General features: G+C 62.2%; 25 protein-coding genes. 12 read left to right on the top strand and 13 right to left on the bottom strand.

All coding sequences use genetic code 11. The features are described 5' to 3' along the window. Positions 1 to 37 precede the first annotated feature (37 nt). Positions 38 to 1,438, bottom strand: coding sequence for a cysteine--tRNA ligase (cysS, locus tag QN224_RS05655; RefSeq protein ID WP_283975865.1), 1,401 nt, complete (start codon positions 1,436 to 1,438; stop codon positions 38 to 40). Positions 1,439 to 1,840: 402 nt separating this feature from the next. Between cysS and QN224_RS05650 the strand changes: the two genes are divergently transcribed. Continuing rightward, positions 1,841 to 2,002, top strand: coding sequence for a hypothetical protein (locus QN224_RS05650; RefSeq protein ID WP_283976113.1), 162 nt, complete (start codon positions 1,841 to 1,843; stop codon positions 2,000 to 2,002). A 128-nt stretch (positions 2,003 to 2,130) separates the two neighbouring features. Here QN224_RS05650 and QN224_RS05645 read toward each other — a convergent pair whose 3' ends face one another. Next, on the bottom strand, positions 2,131 to 2,910 hold the full coding sequence (locus QN224_RS05645) for an SOS response-associated peptidase (protein WP_283975864.1): 780 nt from the start codon (positions 2,908 to 2,910) through the stop codon (positions 2,131 to 2,133). A gap of 61 nt (positions 2,911 to 2,971) precedes the next feature. Between QN224_RS05645 and QN224_RS05640 the strand changes: the two genes are divergently transcribed. The 8 genes from QN224_RS05640 to QN224_RS05605 all read left to right on the top strand — a co-directional run bounded on the left by QN224_RS05640 (position 2,972) and on the right by QN224_RS05605 (position 8,208). Continuing rightward, a complete protein-coding gene (locus QN224_RS05640) occupies positions 2,972 to 3,442 on the top strand; it encodes an NUDIX hydrolase (protein WP_283975863.1) in 471 nt (156 codons plus the stop codon). Further along, on the top strand, positions 3,439 to 3,876 hold the full coding sequence (locus QN224_RS05635) for a TIGR02301 family protein (RefSeq protein WP_283975862.1): 438 nt from the start codon (positions 3,439 to 3,441) through the stop codon (positions 3,874 to 3,876). Before QN224_RS05640 ends, QN224_RS05635 begins: the two co-directional genes overlap by 4 nt. A gap of 160 nt (positions 3,877 to 4,036) precedes the next feature. After that, positions 4,037 to 4,306: a hypothetical protein gene (locus QN224_RS05630; protein WP_085939040.1), complete on the top strand. Its 270-nt coding sequence runs from the start codon at positions 4,037 to 4,039 to the stop codon at positions 4,304 to 4,306. A gap of 16 nt (positions 4,307 to 4,322) precedes the next feature. Continuing rightward, positions 4,323 to 5,075 (top strand): hypothetical protein, encoded by a 753-nt coding sequence (locus tag QN224_RS05625; protein WP_173510409.1) that lies wholly within the window; start codon positions 4,323 to 4,325, stop codon positions 5,073 to 5,075. 168 nt (positions 5,076 to 5,243) lie between these two features. After that, a complete protein-coding gene (locus tag QN224_RS05620; protein WP_283975861.1) occupies positions 5,244 to 6,092 on the top strand; it encodes a folate-binding protein YgfZ in 849 nt (282 codons plus the stop codon). Further along, a complete protein-coding gene (locus QN224_RS05615; protein ID WP_173510411.1) occupies positions 6,089 to 6,697 on the top strand; it encodes a YfbR-like 5'-deoxynucleotidase in 609 nt (202 codons plus the stop codon). The genes QN224_RS05620 and QN224_RS05615 overlap by 4 nt, the downstream gene beginning before the upstream one ends. A 1-nt stretch (position 6,698) precedes the next feature. Further along, a complete protein-coding gene (locus tag QN224_RS05610; RefSeq protein ID WP_283975860.1) occupies positions 6,699 to 7,238 on the top strand; it encodes a tyrosine phosphatase family protein in 540 nt (179 codons plus the stop codon). Beyond that, positions 7,228 to 8,208, top strand: coding sequence for an NAD regulator (locus QN224_RS05605; RefSeq protein WP_173510413.1), 981 nt, complete (start codon positions 7,228 to 7,230; stop codon positions 8,206 to 8,208). Before QN224_RS05610 ends, QN224_RS05605 begins: the two co-directional genes overlap by 11 nt. Before the next feature lies 1 nt (position 8,209). Here the strand turns inward: QN224_RS05605 and QN224_RS05600 are convergent, their stop codons facing one another. The 8 genes from QN224_RS05600 to QN224_RS05565 all read right to left on the bottom strand — a co-directional run bounded on the left by QN224_RS05600 (position 8,210) and on the right by QN224_RS05565 (position 18,566). Further along, on the bottom strand, positions 8,210 to 8,728 hold the full coding sequence (locus QN224_RS05600; protein ID WP_283975859.1) for a superoxide dismutase family protein: 519 nt from the start codon (positions 8,726 to 8,728) through the stop codon (positions 8,210 to 8,212). 99 nt (positions 8,729 to 8,827) lie between these two features. Then, positions 8,828 to 9,730, bottom strand: a complete 903-nt coding sequence (gene nadC, locus QN224_RS05595; protein WP_283975858.1) for a carboxylating nicotinate-nucleotide diphosphorylase — start codon at positions 9,728 to 9,730, stop codon at positions 8,828 to 8,830. Positions 9,731 to 9,783: 53 nt separating this feature from the next. Next, complete coding sequence (locus QN224_RS05590; protein ID WP_283975857.1) at positions 9,784 to 11,382, bottom strand: L-aspartate oxidase; 1,599 nt, start codon at positions 11,380 to 11,382, stop codon at positions 9,784 to 9,786. Between the two features lie 57 nt (positions 11,383 to 11,439). Then, the gene (gene nadA, locus QN224_RS05585) at positions 11,440 to 12,519 is read right to left on the bottom strand and encodes a quinolinate synthase NadA (protein ID WP_283975856.1); all 1,080 of its coding nucleotides are present in this window, start codon (positions 12,517 to 12,519) and stop codon (positions 11,440 to 11,442) included. 166 nt (positions 12,520 to 12,685) lie between these two features. After that, the gene (locus QN224_RS05580; protein ID WP_283975855.1) at positions 12,686 to 13,921 is read right to left on the bottom strand and encodes an MFS transporter; all 1,236 of its coding nucleotides are present in this window, start codon (positions 13,919 to 13,921) and stop codon (positions 12,686 to 12,688) included. Positions 13,922 to 14,059: 138 nt separating this feature from the next. Further along, positions 14,060 to 14,908 carry an MOSC domain-containing protein gene (locus tag QN224_RS05575; RefSeq protein ID WP_283975854.1) on the bottom strand — a complete coding sequence of 283 codons (849 nt, stop codon included), beginning with the start codon at positions 14,906 to 14,908 and terminating at the stop codon, positions 14,060 to 14,062. A gap of 176 nt (positions 14,909 to 15,084) precedes the next feature. After that, positions 15,085 to 15,741, bottom strand: coding sequence for an HD domain-containing protein (locus tag QN224_RS05570; RefSeq protein WP_283975853.1), 657 nt, complete (start codon positions 15,739 to 15,741; stop codon positions 15,085 to 15,087). Further along, a complete protein-coding gene (locus QN224_RS05565) occupies positions 15,738 to 18,566 on the bottom strand; it encodes a DUF2339 domain-containing protein (protein ID WP_283975852.1) in 2,829 nt (942 codons plus the stop codon). Before QN224_RS05565 ends, QN224_RS05570 begins: the two co-directional genes overlap by 4 nt. Positions 18,567 to 18,865: 299 nt before the next feature. On the opposite strand from QN224_RS05565, the gene QN224_RS05560 reads away from it, so the two are divergent. Beyond that, positions 18,866 to 20,878, top strand: a complete 2,013-nt coding sequence (locus QN224_RS05560; RefSeq protein WP_283975851.1) for a PhoX family phosphatase — start codon at positions 18,866 to 18,868, stop codon at positions 20,876 to 20,878. Positions 20,879 to 21,054: 176 nt separating this feature from the next. Here the strand turns inward: QN224_RS05560 and recO are convergent, their stop codons facing one another. Continuing rightward, the gene (gene recO / locus QN224_RS05555) at positions 21,055 to 21,804 is read right to left on the bottom strand and encodes a DNA repair protein RecO (protein ID WP_283975850.1); all 750 of its coding nucleotides are present in this window, start codon (positions 21,802 to 21,804) and stop codon (positions 21,055 to 21,057) included. Between the two features lie 228 nt (positions 21,805 to 22,032). Here recO and QN224_RS05550 point away from each other — a divergent pair, with 228 nt between their 5' ends. Continuing rightward, complete coding sequence (locus QN224_RS05550) at positions 22,033 to 22,773, top strand: L,D-transpeptidase (RefSeq protein WP_283975849.1); 741 nt, start codon at positions 22,033 to 22,035, stop codon at positions 22,771 to 22,773. A 38-nt stretch (positions 22,774 to 22,811) separates the two neighbouring features. Here QN224_RS05550 and QN224_RS05545 read toward each other — a convergent pair whose 3' ends face one another. Beyond that, positions 22,812 to 23,174, bottom strand: a complete 363-nt coding sequence (locus tag QN224_RS05545; protein ID WP_283975848.1) for a VOC family protein — start codon at positions 23,172 to 23,174, stop codon at positions 22,812 to 22,814. A gap of 11 nt (positions 23,175 to 23,185) precedes the next feature. Beyond that, positions 23,186 to 23,668 carry an SRPBCC domain-containing protein gene (locus QN224_RS05540; protein WP_283975847.1) on the bottom strand — a complete coding sequence of 161 codons (483 nt, stop codon included), beginning with the start codon at positions 23,666 to 23,668 and terminating at the stop codon, positions 23,186 to 23,188. A 51-nt stretch (positions 23,669 to 23,719) separates the two neighbouring features. Between QN224_RS05540 and QN224_RS05535 the strand changes: the two genes are divergently transcribed. Continuing rightward, positions 23,720 to 24,052 (top strand): helix-turn-helix transcriptional regulator, encoded by a 333-nt coding sequence (locus QN224_RS05535; protein ID WP_173510427.1) that lies wholly within the window; start codon positions 23,720 to 23,722, stop codon positions 24,050 to 24,052. The last annotated feature ends 10 nt before the right edge of the window (positions 24,053 to 24,062 follow it).

Genomic DNA, 24,062 nt, shown 5'->3' with positions numbered 1-24,062 from the left:
CTCCTCTTCTTTCTGCGGCGATTGTCGCCTGTAACGGTCACGCCTGCGACCGCTTGACCTCCCAGGTCGTCACCCGTTCCCCGGTTTCCGGGTCCTTGGCGTCCTTGAGCTGGATGCCTAGGGCCTGGAGATCGTTGCGAATGCTGTCCGCTTCGGCAAAGTTCTTCTCCTTGATGAGTTCGAGACGGGCACGCACCCGTGCGTCGATCTCGTGTACGACTGCCTCGTCGAGTTCGATTTCCTTCGGCGCGACGCCAAGCAAAGCTGCACTTGCGGCGAAAACGCCTGCCTGACGCGAATCGACGGATGCCTTCTGGGCAAGTGCATGCAACGCCTGAATGGCCGCGACGGTGTTGAGGTCATCCGCCAGTGCCGCAACGATCGCGGGATCCGGCTCGTCGGCTGTCTCCCCGGGTACAGGCCATTTGGACAGCAGGTGCTCGGCCTCCTCCAGCCGCTTGATGGAGAAGTCGATCGGCTCGCGATAGTGCGTCATCAGCATGGCAAGCCGCAACACCTCGCCCGGCCACTTGCGGCCGCCGAACTTCTCGGTGTGGAGGAGTTCGTAGATGGTGACGAAATTGCCTTCGGATTTCGACATCTTGCGGCCTTCGACCTGCAGGAAACCGTTGTGCATCCACACGTTCGCCATCACGTCGGTCCCGTGGGCGCAGCGCGATTGGGCGATCTCGTTTTCATGATGCGGGAAGATCAGATCCAGTCCGCCGCCGTGAATGTCGAACACTTCGCCGAGATAGCGCCTGCTCATCGCCGAGCATTCGATGTGCCAGCCGGGGCGACCACGTCCCCAGGGGCTCTCCCAACCGGGCTCGTCGTCCTCGGAAAGCTTCCAGAGCACGAAATCGCCGGGATTTTTCTTGTGGGCATCGACGGCGACACGGGCGCCGGCCTGCTGTTCGTCGAGGTTGCGTTTCGAGAGCTGGCCATAATCGGTCATCGACTTCGTATCGAACAGGACTTCGCCGGCGGCCTGGTAGGCATGCCCCTTGGCGATCAGCGTCTCTATGATCTCGACCATCTGGGCGATATTTTCGGTGGCGCGCGGCTGCACGTCCGGATCTAGGCAACCGAGCGCCTTCGCATCTTCGAGAAACTGTGTCTCGGTTTTCTCGGTCACGCGCCGGATCGCCTCGTTCAGCGGCAGCCCCGGATAGTCGCGCAGCGCCCGCGCGTTGATCTTGTCGTCCACGTCGGTGATGTTGCGAGCATAGGTGACATGGTTCGCGCCGTAGACATGGCGCAGCAACCGAAAAAGAACGTCGAAGACGATGTTCGGACGCGCGTTGCCGATATGGGCATAGTCGTAGACCGTGGGGCCGCAGACATACATACGGACGTTCGCCGGGTCGATGGGCCGGAAATCGGCCTTGTCCCGCGTCAGTGTGTTGTACAGCTTCAAAGTCGGCATAGCGCCCATCCCAAATCTCCAAGCCTGCGTGCAACCGTCGGAATATACAGCGTCCGGGCGGCCCGCACGTTTGTCATCTTGGATTTTAGGAGACGAAAACGGCCAGGCCAGCGGATCGCTAGCGAATAATCTTCCGGCAAATAATGCAGATAACCGTTTTCATGGCGACACTTATCGCGCTTCACATCACGCCGGTCAAGAGGTCAACCACGGGCAAGCAACGACCGGCATCATAGAATGATGGCGGCCATGGTTTTGTCATCATTAGCTTATCTGGATCGCCACAACGGGAAGGAGATTCGCGATTGCAGATTGGCCCTGCATTCCGATTCCTGTTTCCGGAGGAACAAGGAGGAGCTTTGTTTTCGCGCATAACGGGAAAACAAAGTGTTTCCGGTCAGGGAAAGCACCATGGAGAGAATAGAAGTGAAGGCCGCCAAGACCACCGACACCAAAGCACCCGCCGCCGATCTGGTAGCGCTTTACCGGCCGCTGGGCCTCAGGGCCGTGCTCGCCGCCGCACTGCAGATCAAGGTCAAGCCGTCAGGCAAACTCGTCAAGCGCCCGGCTTGATCTACAGCGCCGCGCGTCCTGTCAGACGCGCAAAAGACGCTGCAGCGCTTTGGATTGCTGCATCTTTTGCCCTCCAATCGGCTACGATCTAGGGGGCCATGCAGCAGACTCCACCAAGGGGCACCCCGCTAAAACAAGGACATCTGCCCGCTGCCGTCGTTACGGTCGTCAACGCGTTTTCGGCGCGCCGTTTCCGGCGACATTGCAGGAACGACCTCATCCTGAAGCTCGGGTCCGGTATTGGTGACCTTGTTGACCTTGTCGGACACGGGGATCGCCTCGAAATAGTCGTCCGGGACCGGCGTCATGAGATCGGCGATTTCGCGCGGCTCCTGGGTTCTGCAGTCCAGCCAGCGGGCAAAGTCTTCCGGCTGGATTACGACCGGCATGCGATCATGGATATGCCGGATCACCGTGTTTGCGCCGGTGGTGAGGATCGCTGCCGTGTCGACCTCCGAGCCGTCGGCCGAAGACCAGGTCTCCATGAGGCCGGCAAAGGCGACGATCCCGCCCCGCTTCGGACGGACCCAGTAGGCCTGCGAAGCTTCGCCGCTGCCCTTTGCCGGGCGGTGCCACTCGTAGAAGCCCGAGGCCGGCACCAGAATGCGGCGATGCCGCATCGCTGCGCGGAAAGCAGCCCTTCCGACCGCCGATTCCGAACGGGCGTTGATGAGCAACGGGAACTTGCGTGGATCCTTCACCCAGCCGGGCGTGAAGCCCCAGCGGACAAGCAGGGCCTTGCGCTCCGGCAGGTTGCTCCCGGGTCTCGCCCGATCCGAGGCAACGACCACGATGATCGGCTGCGTCGGCGCGATGTTGTAGCGCGCCGGAAAGTCTTCCGCCTCCAGCAGCCCAAACAGTTCCAACAATTCTTCCGGCGTCGCCGTGAGCGCAAAACGTCCGCACATGACATGGATGTGGCACTTCACGTAGGATGGGTCAACGATCCAACGCCATTTTGATTCTGCGATGCAAAAGCGGCCCGAACTTGCCTCCTCCGCCATCCTCGAACGGGATGGGCGCTATCTCCTCGTCCGACGCGCCAATCCGCCGTCGGCCGACATGTATGCCTTTCCCGGCGGGCGGGCAGAGCCGGGCGAGACGTCGGCAGAGACGGCGCTGCGCGAGCTTGCCGAGGAGACCGGCATCAGTGGCCGCGACCCGGTGCTCTTCGAAACCTACGATCTGCCGGGAAAGGAATCGGAAGGGCGGCATTTCCTGCTCTCAGTTTTCACGGTCGATGCGGATACCAATTCTGTCGCGATCGCCAGCGACGATGCCGCAGGCGTCGGCTGGTTCACGCCGCAGGAAATCTTCGAACTGCCGATTCCGGAGAGCGTTCGCCAATGCGTCGAAAAACTGTCTGGCCTCTCGCCAAGACACAGCGTGGCTGATCCCTGCCACAAAACCGACGTTGATTCGGATTTGATGGGACCATGACCAGCGCCCTGCCCCCTCTTCGACTTGCCCTGATTGGAGCCGTTCTCGTCTTCGCCGCGGGCGCCGCCGCCCAAGAAGAGGCACAGTCGCAACAGGACAAGGCGCCGGAAGCGGCGACGGAGGAAAAGTCGACGCCCTACGATCAGCGGCTGATTCGCCTCGCCGAAATTCTCGGATCGGTCCATTATCTGCGCAATCTCTGCCTCAAAGCGGAAGAAGACACCTGGCGACGCTCGACGCAGGAATTGCTCGACAAGGAGACGGGCGACGAACCGAAACGGCGCGAGCGTCTGACGGCTGCGTTCAACCGTGGATATCGAACCTTCGCGTCGGTCTACACGACCTGCACGGAGCCGGCCACTCTCGCCGAGCAGCGATACCGTGCCGAAGGTGCAACACTTGCGTCAGAAATCGTCGCCCGCTTTGGAAATTAGCAATAAATTAACCTCTTTTCCCGGGACCCCGTGTCGTTTCGGGAAAAGGCTGCTAAGTTTGTTAAGAGAGTGGTAAGAAGTGACCGGCGTATCCGCCCCGTTCAGTTGCGGTTCAGCGGAGCAGCGTTAGATTGAGCCAAGTGCACGTATTGGAAGTCGCATGGAACGAATGATGGAACCAAGCCTGACCGACATCGACGACATGATCGTCCACGAGAAAATGCAGGCGGCCCTCGAACATCAGAACGAAGCCTGGGCGGACGGCATGGCGGACGGCATCGAGCCGGAGATCATCGCCGATGCGGCGATCGCGCTGGCCATGCGGGAAACCATCCGGCTCCATGGCGAAGAAGGCGCCGAAGCGATGTTGAATTCGCTTCGCGAGCGGATGCTGGCCGGAGAATTCTCGCCACAGCGAACAATCCAGTAATATCGGGACTGCCTCAATGAGACGGAACCTTGCAAACCGGGTTTCCCCGGTTCGCCTCGCTACGCTGCTGCTGGCCGGCGTAACCGCGTACACACCGATCATCGCATCCCCCGCGCTTGCCCTCAGCGAGTTTCAGAGGGTTCCTGGCCCTATCGCCAGCGACCAGAACACGGCGCCCGCCGGTCAGCCCGAAGAGATCGAGCAGGAGGAGAGAGCCCCTCTCGAAATTCCAATGCCCGATCCGCTCGTCGACAAGGCCGTAAGCAAAGACGATGAAATCGAGGCGCCGCAAGTCGTTGAGCCTGTCGAGGTGCTGACGGATGTTTCCACGATTCCAGCACCCGTTGCACGCATGCGTGAACTGATCGTCGAAGCCGCTGCCTCCGGCGACATCGAAAGACTGCGGCCGCTGCTCGGCAAGGGACCAACCCAAACCCAAGTGACGGGCGTCAACAGCGACGAGGACCCGGTCACAACACTCAAGAGCCTTTCCGGCGATCAGGACGGCGTCGAAATCCTGGCCATCCTTCTCGACGTTCTGTCGACCGGCTTTGTTCTCGCCGACAAGGGCACGCCGGAAGAAGCCTATGTCTGGCCCTACTTTGCCGAAAAGCCGTTGTCTTCGCTCACAGCGCCGGAAAAGGTGGATCTGTTCCGCCTCGTCACCGCCGGCGACTTCGCCGAAATGGAAGAATTCGGCAGCTATAACTTCTACCGCGTCGGCATCACGCCCGACGGTCGTTGGAAATTTTTCGTCGCTGGCGACTGAGAGGGATGCGCGGCAGCGACTTTTGTGCGTCTGGAAAGACGCACGACGCCGTAGAGCGGACGTGAACGGAAAGCAGCCTGGCACTTTTCCTCTTCCCGCTCCGGCGGCATGCTTGCCGATGACCGGCGAACATCCTACCTCTTCGACAAAGAGAACAGGATTCGAATGATGCCGAAGGTTTGCCTCAATGACCGCGCGATCATCAGCGTTTCCGGTAAGGATGCTGAAGATCTTCTGCAAAGCCTGATCACCACCGATATCGGTGCGCTTGGTTCCGACGAAGCGCGCCCGGGCGCCTTGCTGACGCCACAGGGCAAGATTCTGTTCGACTTTCTGATCTCCCGCGATGGCGAAGCACTCAGGCTGGAGACGACGAGCGATCAGGCCGAACCGCTCCTGAAGCGGCTGACCATGTATAAATTGCGCTCCGCGGTCGAACTCTCGCTCCAGTCGCCGGCGCCTGTCACGGTCGTGTTCGAGGAAGAGCAGCCCGCCGCGAGCTTTCGCGATCATCGATTCGAGAAGGCCGGGAAACCGGTTTTCCGTCTCTATCAGGACATGGGGAACCCGGAGGCAGACGTCAGCGAACTCGAGCGGCTCAGGATCGCGAGCGGCGTTGCCGTTTCCGGGCCGGACTTTGCCTTGCAGGATGTCTTTCCGCACGATGTGCTGCTGGATCTCAATGGCGGGCTTTCGTTCCGCAAGGGCTGCTATGTCGGTCAGGAGGTCGTTTCACGCATGCAGCACCGCGCCACGGCACGACGCCGCGTCGTCATTGTTGCCAGCGAAGCGCCGCTGCCTCCGACCGGCGCAAGCATTACCGTCAATGGCCGATCGATCGGCTCCCTCGGCACTGTGAGGCACAAAGCTGGCCTTGCCATCGTTCGCATCGACAAGGCCGGTGAAGCGATCACCAAGGGGGATACCATTCTCGCAGGCGACGTGCCGGTGACATTGACCCTGCCCGGCTGGACCGGCCTCTCATTCCCGACCGAGGCCGATGAGGCAAGCGCATGACGAATGCGCGTGCCTGGCAGCGTATGCTTTCCGGCCGGCGGCTCGACCTGCTCGACCCCTCGCCGCTCGACGTCGAGCTTTCCGATATCGCCCATGGGCTCGCCCGCGTGGCACGCTGGAACGGCCAGACCTCGGGGGATCACGCTTTTTCCGTCGCCCAGCACAGCCTTATCGTCGAGGACATCTTTCGCAGGACCAACCGTTGCAACGCGGACGAATGCCTGATGGCGCTGCTGCACGACGCCCCCGAATACGTCATCGGCGACATGATTTCGCCGTTCAAGGCTGTCGTCGGCGGTGGGTACAAGACCGTGGAAAAGCGGCTCGAAAGCGCCGTGCACCTGCGCTTCGGCCTGCCGCCTCATACGCCCAAGGAACTCAAGGAGCGGATCAAGAAGGCCGATCGTGTCGCAGCCTATTTCGAAGCGACCGAGCTTGCCGGTTTTTCGGCAGAGGAGGCCCGGAGGTTCTTCGGTCAACCGCGCGGCATTACGCGGGAAACCCTGCTGATCGATCCGCTGCCGGCCGTCGAGGCACAACGACGCTTCGCCGAACGGTTCAACACGCTCGAAGGGGAGCGGACCATGGCAAAGGCGGAAGCCTGAAATGACCGGCATTGTCGTTTCGCCGCTCGCGCGCATCGCGGAAATGGCCGTTCGCCACGGTTGCCGCGAAATGCTGAGCCTGCTTGCCAAGGGGCAGGATTTTCACCGCCCTGCCGTGATCGACCGGGCGAAACACCTGACGATCGGCGTCAACGACATCAGCTTCGTCGGAACGGGCGACCTCATTGCTCCGCAGGAGGAACACGTCCGGCGGATCATCGATTTTGCCCGCGACTGGGACCGTACCCGCCCACTCCTCATCCATTGCTGGATGGGCGTCTCCCGCTCGCCGGCAGCCGCGCTGATCGCAACCCTTGCGGTCGAGCCGGACCAGGACGATGATGCCCTGGCGGCGCGGCTGCGGCGGGTATCGCCTTTTGCGACACCGAACCTGCGGCTCGTCGAGATCGGCGACGAGGCGCTGTCGCGACGGGGAAGGCTCGTTGCCGCCGTGCGATCCATCGGCCGCGGCGCCGACGCCGACGGCAATGCACCCTTCATGCTCCCCACCCGACCCGAAGGCGCACAGCATGCCGACTGACGTGCCGGCAATTACGGTCGAGATCGGGCTAAATGCGGCGATCGTCGCCGTCGTCAACCGCAGCCCGCATATTCTCGCCGTCAGCGAGGCCGATGGCGACATGCGTGACAGCTTGCCCTTCGGTCCTTTTGATCCGGCGCGTCACCGCACCTTCGAGACGGGCCTGCGCGATCGTGTCGAAAAACGCATCGCTCTCAAGCTTGGATATATCGAACAGCTCTACACCTTCGGCGACCGTGGCCGGCAGCGGCTGCCCGGCGAGGAAGGCAAGCACATGGTCTCCGTCGGCTACCTGGCGCTGACCCGCACCGACGCCGAGAACAATGAGCGATTGGCAGAGGCCGGCGCTCACTGGCGGGACTGGTATGGCTATCTGCCGTGGGAGGATTGGCGGCGCGGACGCCCCGCCCTGCTGGACCAGGTAATCCTGCCGGCGCTCGCTCGCTGGGAAAGCAGCCCGCCGGAAGATGAACGATCAGCTTCCGCCTTTCAGCGCCGCTCCCGTGTTCGCCTAGCCTTCGGTCTTGACGATTTCCCCTGGGACGAAGAGCGCGTGCTGGACCGCTACGAACTGCTTTACGAGGCCGGTCTTGTGCGCGAGGCCGTGATCGACGGGCATTGCCGCAACCTCGGCAATCCCACCGTCGGCCTGACGATGCGACACGACCACCGCCGCATCGTCGCGACGGCTGTCGCCAGATTGCGGGGAAAGATCAAATACCGGCCGGTGGTCTTCGAACTGATGCCGCCGGAATTCACGCTTACCGATTTGCAGGCGACCGTGGAGGCGATCTCCGGCCGCCATCTGCACAAGCAGAATTTTCGACGTCTGGTCGAGGGGGCCGAGCTCGTCGAGCCGACCGGCGGCACGCTTGCTTCCACCGGCGGTCGCCCGGCCGCGCTTTTTCGCTTCCGCCGCCAGATACTCGACGAGCGGCCGGCTCCGGGGCTGAAGGTCGGCGGGCGTTAGACTATTCGATGACGGCACAGGCGAGACGGCCACCCGCGTCGCCCGCCGGTTGGCTGCGGTTGTCATCGGAGCCTGCATGGATCACTAAGGCCCGTCCGCGAACGGCGGTGCCCTTGTCATCGAGAGAGATAAAGCTGTTGAACACCTGGGCGTGCAGCGTCCCGTCGGCGCCGACATATTGGTTCGGCATGTCGCCGGCGTGCGGACCTTTCGCCGCCAGGAACCCATGTTCGGCGCTCTCGTCCTCTCCGGCAAAATGCTTGCCGGCAGACTCGTAACCGCCTGCAGCGTCGCAGCTCCCGACTTCGTGAACATGGAAGGCAACCCAAGTGCCCTTTGGCAGGCCGGTGACCTCCATCTCGATCAGCACGCCTTTCCCGGCCGCCGTCAACATCGCGCGGCCCGTCTCCTTGCCATCCTTGCCGATGAAATTAGCGGCGGCAGTCTGCGATGACTCTTGCGCAGATGCAGTGGCTGCCGCGCCGATTGCCAGCGCAACTACAGCTAAGATTCTGATCATCACCAAATCCTTCCTCGCTCGCGGGATAGAAAGAGCAACGCGCGGGTGGTGATGTCGTTCCATAGGAGCGCGGAAGAGTTGTGGTCTGTGATTCCGCGCCTAGATCGTCACGTCGAGCCCGATGTCGAGCGTCGGCGCCGCCATGGTGATCTTCGAAGTGGAGATGTAATCGACGCCGCTCTCGGCGATTGCCCGGATCGTGTCGATCTTCACGTTTCCGGACGCCTCGAGCCGCGTGCGGCGCGGGTCGGCGGCATAGTCGGCCGGGTTCAGCCGCCAATGTCCGGCATTGACCGCGACGGCCTCGCGCAGCAACTCCGGTCCCATATTGTCGAGCAGGATCACGTCCGGAGCAGCGGTCAGCGCCTCGCGCATCTGCGCAAGCCCGTCGACTTCCACCTCCACCTTGACGAGATGGCCGCAATAGGCGCGCGCAGCGCGAACGGCATCGGCAACACCGCCGGAAACGGCAATATGGTTGTCCTTGATCAGCACGGCATCGTCGAGGCCGTAGCGATGGTTGGAACCTCCGCCGAGACGGACGGCGTATTTCTCCAGGGCACGCAGGCCAGGAATGGTCTTGCGGGTGCAGCAAACCTTGGCGGCCGTATCCGCGATCTCATCGGCGAATTTCGCCGTGTAGGTGGCGATCCCGGAGAGATGCATGAGGAAATTGAGGGCGACACGTTCGGCAGATAGCAGCCCCCTTGCGCGACCCGATATCCGGGCAATGGTGATACCAGGCGCCACACGATCGCCGTCTGCAGCCAGCGCGTCGAAGCGGATTGACGGGTCGATCAGCCGAAATGCCGTCCGTGCCAAATCCAGCCCGGCGATGACGCCCGCATCACGGACGCGCATTTCCGCCACCGCCGCCATGTCCGGGCCTATGGTCGAGAGCGTCGTGATATCGCCGGCTCGGCCGAGGTCCTCCAGGAGAGCGGCCCTCACCTGTTCTTCGACCATGAGGGCGGGCAGTTCCGGGCGTAGCGCGGCAGTCATGGGCTTGGTTCCTGCTCTATCGTCGATAACGCTTGGAGATATCCGGCCGGCTGTCACGCCGGCTCGGTTTCGGCCACCTCCGCGGCCAGGCGCTCGGCCTGCGCCAGCGTCAAGTAGGTGCGGCGCTGCCATTCGGGGCGCTCGGCCGGGCAGTCCGCGCGGAAATGGCCGCCGCGGCTCTCGGTGCGCTGAAGCGCGGCGACAGCGATGAGCTTTGCAGTGGTGATGATGTTGGCGAAGCGCAGGCGGCTGTTGGAACGCTCCAGCGTTGCAATCTCGCGGATCGCCCGCGTCAGGCTCTCGCGGGTACGGATAACGCCAACGCAGTCGCTCATCAGGCCGCGCAGGATCTTGAACGGCGGGCTGTCCTCGACCGTCACCGGATCGTCGTTCTCGCCGGCATTATCGCCCCATTCGGTGAGCTTCGGCGCCGGCAAGGTGCCCTTGATGCTTTCCGCGATGCGCGCGGCGAAGACCACGGCTTCGAGCAGTGAGTTGGAAGCGAGACGGTTGGCGCCGTGAACGCCGGTCGAGGTCACCTCGCCTGCCGCCCAGAGACCATCGATCGAGGTGCGGCCCTGCCCGTCGGTCAGCACGCCGCCCATGTGATAGTGAACCGCCGGAACAACCGGGATCGGTTGCGTCACCGGATCGATGCCGGCCGCGACACAGGAGGCATAAACGGTCGGGAACATTTCGGGGAAATGTTTGCCCACCGCCTTGGTGCAATCGAGGAAGGCGCCACGCCCGGCCTGCACTTCGGCGAAAACGCCGCGCGAGACAATGTCCCGCGGCGCGAGCTCGCCGTCGGGGTGAATGTCGAGCATGAAACGATGACCCGCGGAATTGACAAGCACGGCGCCGTCACCACGCAGCGCCTCCGTGGCCAAGGGCGCCGGGTCCTTGCCGATATTGATCGCGGTCGGATGGAACTGGACGAATTCGGGATCGGCGATGATCGCGCCCGCCCGCGCCGCCATGCCGACACCCTGGCCACAGGCCTCCCACGGATTGGTGGTGACGGCGTAGAGATGCCCGATGCCGCCGGAGCACAGCACGACGGCGCGCGCGGGGAAGGAGACACGGGTCTTCGACTGGCCAGCATCCGGCCTCGCGATGACGCCGGAGATGAAGCGCCCCTCACGAACCAGTTCCTCGACCACATAGCCTTCGATGATGCGGATAGACGGAGTCCTGCGCACGGCGGCGATCAGCGCTTCCATGATCGCCTTGCCGGCCATGTCGCCCCTGACGCGAACGATACGCCGCTCGGAATGCGCCGCCTCGCGCGAAAGCAGAAGCTTGCCTTCGAGGTCCCGGTCGAAGGGTACCCCATATTCGAGCAGATCGTGAATGCGCGCCGGGCCTTCGGCGACCATCATCCGCGTCATCTTCTCGTCGACGATGCCCGCACCGGCGGTGACCGTATCGGCGACGTGCTTTTCGAAAGTGTCGCCCGGGCTCATTGCGGCAGCAATCCCGCCTTGCGCCCAGGCGGACGAGGCGCCGTGCCCGATAGGCGCAGCGGCGAGGATCGTAACGGGACGCGGCGCCAGCTTCAGGGCGCAGAAGAGCCCCGCGAGCCCGCCGCCAACGATGACGATATCATCGATGCCGTTGAAAGATTGCGGGCGAAAATGGTCTTTCAGCATGGCTCGGTAGCTCCTCCAACGCATGCATGAGTGCCGGGCTGTGGGCCCGGGCATCGACTACTGCTTGAGGTTCACCATGCGCTCGACCGCAAGGCGCGCGCGACCGGCGATAGCCGGATCGACCAGAACCTCTTCCGTCATGTTGAGCAGGCTGTCGAGGATCTTCGGCAGCGTGATGCGCTTCATGTGCGGACAGAGATTGCACGGCTTGACGAACTCGACACCCTCGACTTCGGCCTGGATATTGGAGGCCATGGAGCATTCGGTGACGAGAAGCACCTTGGGCGGCCGCTTATCCTTGACATAGTTGATCATGCCCGAGGTGGAGCCGGCAAAATCGCAGACGGCAATGACATCCGGGTGGCATTCCGGATGACCGATGATCTCGATGCCCGGATTGGCTTCCTTGTAGGCGAGGAGTTCCGCCGCGGTGAAACGTTCATGAACCTCGCAGTGGCCCTTCCAGGTGAGGATCTTCTTGTTCGTCTGGCGCGCGACATTCATCGCGAGATATTCGTCGGGAATGCAGAGGACCGTATCGGACGCGAGGCTTTCGACGACCGCCAGCACGTTGGAGGAGGTGCAGCAGATGTCGGTCTCCGCCTTCACTTCGGCCGAGGTGTTGACGTATGTAACGACCGGAACACCGGGATAACGCTCCTTGAGCAGGCGTACATCCGCGCCGGTGATCGATTCGGACAACGAGCAGCCCGCCTTGGCATCGGGGATCAGCACGGTCTTTTCCGGATTGAGCAACTTCGAGGTCTCGGCCATGAAATGCACGCCGCATTGGACGATGATTTCGGCGTCGACCTTGGTGGCGTCGCGCGCGAGCTGCAGCGAATCCCCGACGATATCGGCCACACAATGGAAAATATCGGGAGTCTGGTAGTTATGCGCCAGGATGACGGCGTTGCGCTCCTTCTTCAGACGATTGATCGCGTGAACATAAGGCGCGTAAGCGGGCCACTCGATGGCCGGGATGAAATCCTTGACCTTCTCGTAGAGATGCGCGGTTTCGCGCGCCATCGCCGGCGTGTAGGTGAGGTCCGGTTTTTCGATGACACCGAAGCGCGCAGCCGCGCTGACGAATGCCGGGGCTGGCGCTGCGTCTGCACGAAGGTCAAGATTGGTCATCGTCTCTCCTCTCCCGCCGCTTTGGGCGGCTACTAATTATGCTCACATTGAGCATAATTAGGTCAAAACAAAAGCGGCGAAGCCGCGGCGATTGATTTAGAAAGTTTTGTGACAGATTTCAAGAAGGACGCGCCCATTTCGGGCGCATCCATATTGTCGTCTTCGGTCAGGCCATCGCCGGTCTCGCGACACCACGCTCCTCGATCGGCCAATGGACGATGGCAGCAAACACGCCGAGCGCGACGCCCAGCCACCAGACCGGATCATAGGAACCGAAGCGGTCGTATAGATAGCCGCCCATCCAGACGCCGAGGAAGGAACCGATCTGGTGGGAAAGGAAGACAATGCCGCCAAGCAGGCCGAGATGTCTCGTTCCGAACATGATCGCCACCAGCCCGTTGGTCGGCGGCACGGTCGACAGCCAGAGCAAGCCCATAACGATTGCGAAAATTATGACCGAGGTCGGCGACTGCGGCAGCAGCAGGAAAGCTGTAACGGCGATCGAGCGGGCAAGATAGATCAGCGCGAGGAAATAGGGCTTCGAATAGCGCTGACCGATAATGCCGGCTGAGAACGAACCGATGATGTTGAAGAAGCCGATCAGGGCGAGGGCAATCACCGCATAACGCGCATCGATGCCGATGTCGCCGATATAGGCGGGGAAATGCGCGGTGATGAAGGCGACCTGATAGCCGCAGACGAAGAAGCCAGACACCAGCAGCAAATAGCTTCTATGCCCGAATGCTTCCCTCAAGGCTTCGCCGACTGTCTGCTTGTACTGCATTTCCGACTGGCGACCGGATGAAGCGTTGCCGCGCAAGGGGATTGCGACGAGCGGGACCACCAGCATCAGCACGCCGAGATAGACAAGGCTGTCGGACCAGCCATAGGCGGAAATCAGCCCTTGGCTCAGCGGCGCGAACAGGAACATGCCGGCCGAACCAGCAGCCGTGCCGATGCCGAAGGCGAGCGAGCGCTGCTCGGGCGCGACATTGCGCGCAAAGGCCGAAAGCACGATGCCGAAGGAACCGGACGCAACGCCGAGACCGACGAGCACGCCGCCGCCGATATGCAGCCAGATCGGTGCATTGGCAAAGGCCATGATGAACAGACCCGCCGCGTAAACAAGACCGGATAGCGCCAGCACGCGCCAGGTACCGAACTTGTCGGCTATGGCCCCGAAGAACGGCTGGCCAAGCCCCCAGCAGAGATTCTGGAGCGCCATTGCGAGGCCGAAGGTCGTCCGGTCCCACCCCGTATCGGCGAGCATCGGCAATTGGAAGAAACCCATGGCGGATCGAGGACCGAAGGTGAGCATCGCAATCATGGAACCGGCGGCGATGATCAGCCACGGCAGGCTGCTATCGGCTGGACGTGCGGCGGCTGAGGAAATCGCGGACATAGGATAGCTCCGATTTGTGAGGGCGCATCCTATGGCGGCGCTCATATTGAGGAAAGCCAATTAATTTGACGATGTGATCACAGGAATTGATAGCGCCTGCCGGCAAAGCCGCTCTTGCGGCGCGTGAAGGCGCATCATTTAGCGTTCGCGCACCTTCATAGGCCAGCATTCGCCGCGCCGCCGAACGACCTTGGCGTCGTGCCCGAGCTTGACGGTCCCGTCGCCTCGCGGCACGGCATTCCAGCCGAAAAGAACGCCCGCGACGCGCCGGTCCGCGGACATGCGCTTTTCCGACAGGCCCTGGATCGGATTGCCGCCGGTCCGCTCGCCGGTGGTTTGATCTTGCGTGGTCATGATGCATCGGGCGCAGGGCTTGACGAGGTCGAAGGTGACGCCGGCGATCTCCAGGCTTTCCCACCAATCTTCTTCCCAAGGTTCATCGCAATCGATCAGGATATTGGTGCGGAAGCGCTCCATGCCGACTGGCTGCTGCCCCTTCGCGATCAGCGTGCGGTTGAGGTCCGCAAGCGATCCGGTCGTGGTAATGAGAATCGGAAAGCCGTCGGCAAAGCCGACTGGAGCTGCCGCGCCCGCCCATTCGGCCCCGACGAAGCGTTCTGCCTGTTCGTCCATGTGGACCAGTTTCACAGCACGCCCGAACCAGCGGGAAAGCACGTCGTTGGCGGCATCGTCGGCGACCGCAGCGTCGACGTCGCTCGACCAGACGCGGACATCGAGCCGGCGGCCTGGATCGAAGCGCACGGACAATTCGTCGCCGTTCATCTTCAAGTGCACGCCGCCGTCGATGAGCGCCGCCTCGACCTGTGCCAACGCCTGCAACTCGCGCTGGGTAATGAAGTGGCCATCCGGTTCGACCACCATGAAGCGCCGATCGCCGACGAGCCCATCAATATTGACCGTCACGGCGGCTTGCGGAATGGCGCGACCGCTCTTCAGCGGATGGATATTGAGGCCGGTCACTTTCATGTCGATCTTTCCGAGTTCAGAAACTGATTCAGGCGGCTCGCAATCTGATTCGGCGAGCGGCGCCAATCATTTGAAAGATCACATCATTTTGGTCGAGACAATCGGGAATGGCTGTGATCGATTTTCATGGGGAGCGGGATGCGGGGCGAGACCGCTTCGCACCTTTCCCTCCTGCTCTAGATTTCATCGAGCAGCATGGCAAGTATGCTGCGCAGCCGGGCTTGCCGCTCCTTCGCATGCCGACGCCCCGCCGCAGTCTGGAATCCGTCCGCAAGGCGAAAGAGCTTCGTCTCGAAATGATCGATTGCGAAGGCCTTGTCGTCGAGCGGCCGATCCTCTGCCAGAGGATCGAGCGGATCGTAGAGCCCGCTGCCCATGCGTCCGGCGATATAGAAGCAGCGCGCCGCTCCGACCATGCCGATCGCGTCCAATCTGTCGGCGTCCTGGAGGATTTTCGCCTCCAGCGTTTCAGGCGGCAGGTTGGCGGAGAAGCTGTGCGTCAGGATGGCATGCGCGACAGGCGAGATGTCCGCCGTGCGCCAGGCGAGAGCGTCGAGGATTTGCCAGGCCTTCTCGGCCGCAAGCCGGGAAGCCTCGGCACGCTGCGGCGAGTTCTTCTCGACCGAAACGCAATCATGAAGCAGCACGGCGGCCGCGAGAACGTGGGCGTCGCCGCCCTCCTCGGCCTGTATGCGCGCTGCATTTTTCCAGACGCGAATGAGGTGCGACGCATCGTGTGAACCGTCGTCCTCGGCAAAGGCATGCGGCAAGAGCTTTCTTGCGAGCTCGTCATGAGGCGCGAAAGCGGCTGCCAGTTCCGGAAGGCGTGTCATGCGCGGCTAGTCCCCTCGTCCGGTCCAATTGTAGCTGCCCCAGCGTCGCCCCGGCCGCCATTCCCCGTGTTGGACAATATTCTTTGGTAGAAAAGGCCGATACCGATCAGTACGCCACCGAGACCGATGAAGGACAGGGCGCGCAGGAATCCTTCCAGATTCGACATGTCGATGAGAAAGACTTTGAGCACGGCAATGAAGACGAGCACGGCCGAGGCAATGCGGATGCTCTTCGCATCGAAGCGCGAGCCGGCGACAAGGAGCGACACACCAAGCACCAGCCAGACGACCGAATAGGTATATGTTTCCCCCTGGAGGAAGCCCTTCCAGTCAGCGACGTTCTCTCCCTGCCAGAAGCGGCGAACGCTGAGGCTTGCCCAGGCGAAGGCGAGGACTGCACCGCTAACAGCAAGTGCGGCCACATAAGGCCAAGGGCGCTTGTCGCGCGCATACCAGGCGAGGCCGGCGTAAGCGACGCCGGGCAGCAGATAACCGATGAAGAGCAGATCGAAGACAGGGATCCTGCCGAGCAGTTCGCCGCTGAAATAGGGATTGAGACCGGCAAGGTGGGCCGAAAGCACCGAGAGCATCGAAAGCGCGCCGAGCGCCATCCCGCCGTAGCGAAACACCGGACTTGGCGACTTGGTGTCCAGGGTCATGAATATGCCGGACGCGCCGATTGCGAGAAGCGTGTAGATCGACTGCTCCGCAAGCGTCGGAACGGAACTGTCGAGAACGCCGCCATTCATCGCGTGGCGAACAAGGATCGCGAGCGTCAGCAGCACGAAAAGACTTGCGAGCGCCTGCAGCAGGTTGCGCACGCGCGTCGCCGATGAGGCGCGAAGCAGATAGGCGGATGCCACCAGCAGCAATGCCGGAATGCCGTAGCCTGGCAAAAGCGCATTAAAGACTGGTGTCGTCGAGAGATTTCCGGCGCCGACGATCGTCGGCTCCCAGGCGATCCGTGCCAGAACCACGATAGCTGATCCGACGGTTATCCAGGGAAGAACGGGCCAGGAGCGCGCCCGCGTTGCGAAGGTATATCCCGCGCCCAGCAGCGCGACGGCAAGGGTCGTGGCGAGACCATCCGTCCAGGCATGCAGGCCGATGACGAAGAGACCGAAGGAGCCCGCCACCAGCAGTCCGCTAGCGATGTCCATGTCCCTTGTATTCATGTCTCTTGTCTCTGCGCTCCGGCGGTAACGCCACTCGACGAAAGCGAGAAGAAACAAGCCGCCGATAAAGCCGGCGAGCCCGTGCAACAGATCGAAGGCGAATTTTCCCGTCATGAGGAAGGACATGGCCAGCACGGCATTCGGCACGACGCCGCCGATACCTGCCCACAGAATCGCAAACTGCGAGTGCGTCCCAAGCCGCCGGTCGAGCACGAAGGAAGGGAGCAGCACGAAGAGCGCCGCCAGCGTCATCGCGGCCAGCATCGCCGTGCTGCCGGGAACGACGACTTCCGGTGAAAGTTGCGGGAGTGCAGGGTCGAGATAGGCAAGAACATCGCTGAGCGCGGTCAGGCTCCACGTGCCGGCGATCGCGCCGAAGGCGGCAAACAGCGCCGGATAGACCGCCGTTGGCCTCAATGCGCCGACCAGCGCGAGCGCTGCGATCACCACGACAAATTCCTGGACCGGGAAACGCTCTGCGGTGACTGCCGGGCTGATGAAAAGAAGCGCGAGAACGGTTGCCGCGATCGCAGACGAGACGGTGACTGCCGCATAGGGGGGTGCGAACAGTCTTTCCCATGGTCCGGCCGCGGCGGCGTCAGCGCGACCCGCCCCCGGCGCACTTTCTGCGCGTTCGCCGCCGCCTGGCCAGATCAATCCGACGCCAGCAATCATCACCAGCAGCGCAAAGGTGACCGGCAACGCCTCGAAGGGTGTCACACCCACGACATAGGCGAGCCCCCAGAGACCTAGCCCGGCATTGGCGAGCGTCGGCACGACAGTCCACTGGCGGAAGCGCGAGGCGAAGAGCGTCGCAAGCCAGGCAATCGAGAGGAAGCCGAACAGCACCCAGGGTCGGGGCGCTTCGCTTGATACGAACAAGGGCGTGAGCAGTGAAGCGAGGAGACCAAGCCCGGCGAGGGCCTGGCCATGCAACAACGACAGTCCCACCGTCGCCAGCGAAATCAATGCCAGCAGTACGAATGCCGCCGCAGTGCCTATGAAGCCGTAGATGCCGTGGGCAGCATAAACAACCCCGAAAAGCGTGGCGGCACCGGCCGCCGTCAGCACGCCCGGGATCATGGCATGACGGAACCTGTCGGCAATCGTCGGCATCGCACGCCGGCGGATCACGTCGCCAGCGATCCCAAGCGCGAGACCGAAAGCCGCCGCCAGTGTCAGTCTGACGGTCGGGCTCAGCAGCCCCGCATCGATAGAATATTGCACCAGGAAGTAACCGCCGAGCGCCAGCGCCAGACCGCCGACCCAAACGGGCCATTGGCCGCCAATTCGGCTTTCGAGGCTTTCTGCCGAGGGTGTTGGAGCCTCCGCGATGGCTGCAGCAGCGACTTGACCGTCGCGGCCACCGTCCTCGGCCTGCTCCTGTCCTCCCGCCTCCTCGCGGGCGCCTCGCGCCGCCCGCGACCAGGGGTCTTCCTTGCCTTCGTCTTCAACTTCGATCGTACCGGGAGCCTGCGCCTCATCGGCCCGCGAAGGAGCAGGCTCGACTGGGGTCTGTCGTTCGCTCAAGCGAGCGATCTCGGCCCTCAGAGAAATGATCTCGGCTTCCAGCCGCTCCGCGGTCTTGCGGCCACCGAGAAAAGCGGCAAGCGCCATGGCAAAGGCAACAAAGGCAATGACTTCAAGCATCTTTTCCCCTGCAGCGCCGCGCTTCCGATCGGACGCGCAGAGGTCGCTGTAGCACTTTGAATTGCTGCATGATTTTGTCATTAAATCGATTCCGATTTAAGGAATCATGCAGTGGCGGCAATCTTCGCAGGCTGCTGCGACCATACAGGTTTTCATTCAAGCGCCAAATGCATTGACAATCGGGCGCAGCAATCTCTTCACTGAACTGTCGCGGAACTGTCATGAACTTGCTGCTACAGCGACGGACGGACGTCGCATGATGCGCGGCGGCTCTATCGTTCAACGTGGAGAACCCGGCAATGGACAAGCATCTCGCCTCAACGGAAGAAACCGAATTCAAGACGCTGACGGAACGCAGGGAGGAATTGGAGGACGTCGGTCAGAACTGTTCCGCCAATCCGACCATGGGCGACATCATCAATCGCCGTTTCTCGCGCCGCTCATTCATCGGCGGCTCCTTGGCTGTTGCCGCTATTTCCACGACAGTCAGCCCGCTCGCGCTTTTGACGGCCGATGAAGCGCGCGCCGACGACGCCTCGCGTTTCGACTTCACGGAAGTCGAAGCCGGTATCGACGAGAACCATCACGTGGCCGACGGCTATGATGCCGATATCCTCTTGCGCTGGGGCGACAAGGTTTTTGCCGACAGCCCGGACTTCGACCCGAAGAACCAGACGGCCGCGGCCCAGGAAAAGCTCTTCGGCTACAACAATGACTATGTCGGGTTCATTCCGCTCGAGGACAATCCGGACCACGGTCTGCTGGTCGTCAACCATGAATACACCAATGCGGAACTGATGTTTCCGGCCTTCGCCTCGATCGTGAAGGAGAAAGTGACCAAGGACGGTCAGGAAGTCGAGGAGGAAAAGGTCACCCTTGGCGAATACACCAAAGACCTCGTCGACATCGAAATGGCCGCACACGGCGGCACGATCATCGAAATCCGAAGGGTGGACGGCAAGTGGCAGCCGGTGCTCGGCGGCAAGTACAACCGCCGCATCACGCTCAACACCGAAATGCAGCTTTCCGGGCCGGTTGCCGGCCATGACCGTGTGAAGACCCCGTCCGACCCGACCGGCAAAAAAGTCTTCGGCACGGTCAACAATTGCGCCGGCGGCGTCACCGCCTGGGGCACCTACATGATGGCCGAGGAGAACTTCAACGGCTACTTCGGCGGCGAAATCGCCGAGGACCATGCGGAATTCAAGCAGTTGAAGCGTCTTGGGGCGCCGGGCGGACAATATGAATGGTCCAAGTTCTACGATCGCTTCGACGTGTCGAAGGAACCGACCGAGGCCAATCGCTTCGGCTGGATCGTAGAAGTCGATGCCCTCGACCCGACGTCTATCCCGAAGAAGCGCACGGCGCTTGGCCGGTTCAAGCACGAAGGCTGCGAATCCATCGTCAACAAGGACGGGCGCGTCGTGCTATATACCGGCGACGACGAGCGCTATGATTATGTCTACAAATTCGTGACCAAGGGCAGCTACAACCCGAACGATCGTGCCGCCAACATGGACCTCTTCGACGAAGGCACGCTCTATGTGGCGAAGTTCGATGAAGACGGCACCGTCACCTGGCTGCCGCTCGTCCATGGCGAGGGACCGTTGACCGCCGAGAACGGTTTTGCCTCGCAGGCCGACGTGCTGATCGACACCCGGCTTGCTTCCGACGCGCTCGGCGCCACCAAGATGGACCGTCCGGAGGACGTCCAGCCCAATCCGAAGACCGGCAAGGTCTACGTGATGCTGACCAACAACACCAAGCGCAAGGCCGAAGAAATCAACGCCGCCAATCCGCGCGCAAAGAACGCCTTCGGTCATATCATCGAAATCACCGAAACCGATGGCGACTTCGCCTCGCTCACCAGCCGTTGGGACGTGCTTCTGAAATGTGGCGATCCAAGCGTTGCCGAAGTCGGTGCGTCGTTCTCGACAGCAACGACCAAGAACGGCTGGTTCGGCATGCCGGATAACTGCGCGATCGACGCCGACGGCAGGCTTTGGGTTTCGACGGACGGCAATAACGAAAAGGAAACCGGCCGCACCGATGGCGTCTGGGCGATCGACACCGAGGGCGGAGCACGCGGTACTTCCAAGCTGTTCTTCCGCGTTCCGGTCGGCGCCGAGATGTGCGGTCCCTGCTTCAATCCGACGTCCGACACTTTCTTCCTCGCCGTGCAGCACCCGGGCGACGCAGGTCTTGCCACCTACGAGAAGCCGGCAACGCGCTGGCCCGATTTCAAGGACGACATGCCGGTACGCCCGGCGGTGGTGGCGGTCACCAAACGTGGCGGCGGCCGGATCGGCTGACCCGCATACAACGGACGCCGCGTCGCCGACGCGGCGTCTGGCTTCATCGTCCCTACTGCATGATTCCTCAAATCGGAATCGATTTGAGGACAAAATCATGCAGCGATTCAAGGTGCTACAGCGACCTTTGCGCGTCCGATTGGACGCGCGGCGCAGTAGTTGCCAGCAGACCTCGATCAGGCCGCAGACGGTGGAGAAGATTTCAACGCCTTAAGCGCGGCGTGAACAAAAGCGTCACGCACGGAGGAGGCGTCGAGGCCGCGTGGCTCGTAGACATGGCGGTTGAGGAAATAGGCGGTCAGGCGAAACGCGGCGGCGAGGCTGTCGTGGTCGGCCGCCTGGTGCCCACCGGGAGACAGGAAATCCGGAAGGGCGAGCATGCGGTCGGCATAGCGCGCGCCCGCCTCCCGACTGACGGCGCGGCCGGATTTGGGCGAGACATAGACGAGGCCCTGACGCGCGCCGGTCGCGGCGCATTCCGACAGATCCAGACCGAAGCCGAGGTCGTTCAAGACGGCGAGTTCGAAGCGTACGAACAGTTCCCCGGCATCCGCCGGGTCCTGAAGATGGTCGACGATGACGGCAAGCGCCTCGTAGAGATGCGGGTGCGGATCACGCTCCGGCAGCAGCCGCAGCAGCGCGCCCAGGGCCTGGATGCCATAGACGGACGTTGCCGCCTCCATCAGCCTTGCGGCACGCAGTTGAAGCGGCTCCACCCGAAATTCGCCGAGATGTTCGTCAAGCCGCGCCCGCCAGGTCACTTCGACAGAGTTTCCGGGCTGCAGCACGGGCTGCATCGTACGCGATCGGCCGGAGCGCACGAGGCCAAGATGCCGCCCATGCGCGGCGGTCATGACTTCCGCGATGACAGAGCTTTCGCCGTGCCGCCGGATGCCGAGTATGATAGCTTGATCGCTCCACTGCATGGAACAGGCATACACCCGGGTTTGAAAGCGGATCAAGCACAGATATGTCGGCTTCGGATGGGGCGGCGAGAACGGTTCTGGACGAAACTGTCGCCTTTTCGCTACACCGCCGGCCGGCCACATTTCTGCCTTAGCGCCGCCTCCCCGCGGACATTTTTGGGCCTCAAGCCGGGCCACTCGTTGGAACGCTTCCGAGTCCAGGAATTATTGCAGTCAGCAGGATCAACTATGTGTGTGTCCCGGAACAGCGCCGGCCGCCTGGCGCGGCTCTTCGCCCTTCTCCTCGTTTCGTCAGTTCTCGCCAACTGCGCGACCAGCGGCCAAAGCGCCAGGCAGAAAGGGCCGGATCCATATTACCTCGCCATGTACGGGCCGAAGCCGGAGGAAAAGTTCCCGCTTCCCGCAACCGACATCAGCAAGGTCGAGCCCCGCTATCTGCGCCAGCAGGTCGCCTATGCCACTTCCGAACCGCCGGGCACGCTCGTCGTCGACACCCAGAATCGCTTCCTTTACCTCGTGCAGGATGGCGGCATGGCGTTGCGATATGGGATCGGCGTCGGCAAGGCGGGGCTGGAATTCCAGGGTGAGGCCCGTGTCGGGCGCAAGGCCGAGTGGCCGCGTTGGACGCCGACGTCCGACATGGTTGCACGCGAGCCGGAACGCTACGGACCGCTTGCCGGCGGCATGGAGCCGGGGATCCGCAATCCCCTTGGCCCGCGCGCGCTCTATCTTTTCCAGGGCAACCGCGACACGCTGTTTCGCATCCACGGCACCACCGAGGCCTGGTCCATCGGAAAGGCCGTTTCGAGCGGCTGCATCCGGCTTTTCAATCCGGACATCATCGACCTCTATAGCCGGGTGCCGACGGATACACGCGTCATCGTGCTTCAATCCGAGCCACCGATGGGTGGGCCGCTCGGTGCGCCAATGGCGGCGGCCGCTGATGAGGGTCAGCCGCTTTCGATGTGACGACTGGCCCATGTGAGGCGCATTTGACACTCAGGCGCCTACCAGGCATCCGGTTCCCGCACCAGGTGCACGATGTTCGCAGGGTTCATGATCCAGCCCCCGCGAAAGCCTTCACCCAGATCCTCGACCGCGTCGCAGCGGACGGCTCCGTTCGCCGCGAGATGGTCGAGCGCCTTCTCATAATCGCCGGTGAAAAGCTCCAGCCAGATTTCCGCCTGGCTGTAGTTTGGCACCTCATCTATCCAGAGGCGATTTGGGCCGAGAACGAACCCCATCGCAGGCGCCTTCTCATCGAAGGGCGGAAGCCCGACGACGTCGCGGTAGAAGGCAATCACGGCTTCGTATTGATGGCTAGGAACCTTCATGGCGATGTTGAACCCGCCCTTGATCTCCGTCGGCATCGCACGCCCTCCTATGCTTGCGGCTCGAGTGCAGGATTGCCCGAGAGTTCGCTCACGTAATAGCCCTCGCGCAAGTTGATCCCATATTCGAGCCAGGCCTTCATGCAGGCGAGCATCTGGGACCAGCCTTCGCAGTTCATATAGGAGCTCTTCTGTCCCTGTTCGTTTTCGCGCCAGCCGGTTTCGGCAATGGTGATCATGGTTGCGCCGTCATCAAGGGACTGGAAGCGCATCTCTACCTTCGTCCGGTACGGGGCTTCGCCCTCGCCCACCTTGGCGTCCCACCGGAATACGATTCGCTGATTGGACTCGACGGTTTCCACCTCCACCGGCACCTCCCCCCACCAGGTGACTGTCGTACCGGCGACCAGAGGCGCGCTAACACCACCGAGGGTCACGAAGTAGCGGCTGAGCTGATCCGGGTTGACGACAGCGTCGAACACCTCATCGACAGGCCGGGCGATCCGGCCATTCACACGAAATTCCAAGGTCATGTCTTCCTCCTCGCCATTGTGTGACACGATGATATGTTATAAAAATATAACATGTCAACCGATTCGAAAGACGACGCCGTATTCAAAGCACTGGCCAATGGCCTGCGCCGGCAGATCCTCGACGCTCTGAAAGCCGCGCCGCAGACGACCGGCATGCTCTGCGAACAATTCTCGCAACTCGACCGCTGCACCGTGATGCAACACCTGAAAGTGCTGGAGGACGCTAACCTGATCCTCGTCCAACGAGAGGGGCGCGAGCGATGGAACTATCTGAATGCTTTGCCGATCCAGGCCATTCATGATCGCTGGATCAGCCAATATGCGGACCACGCCATGTCCGTACTGACGGCCCTGCACCGGGGGCTCGAAAGCCCGCCCAAGTGATGGATTCGGC

The organism is Sinorhizobium sp. 7-81, from assembly GCF_030124405.1.
Classification (GTDB): Bacteria; Pseudomonadota; Alphaproteobacteria; order Rhizobiales; family Rhizobiaceae; genus Sinorhizobium; species Sinorhizobium psoraleae.
Note: the sequence above shows the minus strand (reverse complement) of the source record. Positions and strands in the feature narration are given on the sequence as shown.